This window comes from Myroides sp. DF42-4-2 (genome assembly GCF_030326445.1).
Taxonomy (GTDB): domain Bacteria; phylum Bacteroidota; class Bacteroidia; order Flavobacteriales; family Flavobacteriaceae; genus Flavobacterium.
Genome location: NZ_JACAKI010000069.1, coordinates 1 through 537 on the forward strand (window position 1 = coordinate 1; position 537 = coordinate 537).

The window sequence follows — 537 nt, forward strand, 5'->3', positions numbered from 1 at the left end:
ATCAAATCAAAACGAAATCGCCCGAAAGAATAACAAATGAAAACATCTTGTGGTTAAGTCAATCATTACTGAATGTTGTACTGACAACAAGTAACTTAATTAAGAGAGAGGAATTTGCTCACGCTCATCATAGTTTATCAAACGTTCAGAAATATTTGCTCTGGCTTATTAGAGCAAGAATAAACAAAACCCAACATTGGGAAAGTCCGACTAAAAGTCTTGAAAAGGATATTGATATGACTTGGTATTCTGCGTATAAAACAATAACATCGGATTTAAATCCTAAAAACATAATTTTAGCTTTTGAAAACTCATTAAATTTATCGGAGAAACTATTTGACGAACTAAATATTGAAACAAAACTGAACGAAATCCTACACGAAATAAGAAAAAACTACCGCTAACAAGGTATTGCCAAAAGCGGGGCTAAAGTGCTAAATTTAAAGTTCTACCCTACTATTCCGCCAAAAACGAATTTTATTCGTTTTTTATTTTTAAATTTAACTCATAAAAATTCGTTTTGGCTCGCCTCGGTGC

Annotated in this window: 1 pseudogene; it reads left to right on the forward strand. The window is 32.2% G+C overall.

Annotation, left to right across the window (positions count from 1 at the left end):
- Window positions 1-404: pseudogene (locus HX062_RS16180) on the forward strand (LinF); the annotation flags it as partial.
- Between the last annotated feature and the right edge of the window lie 133 nt (window positions 405-537).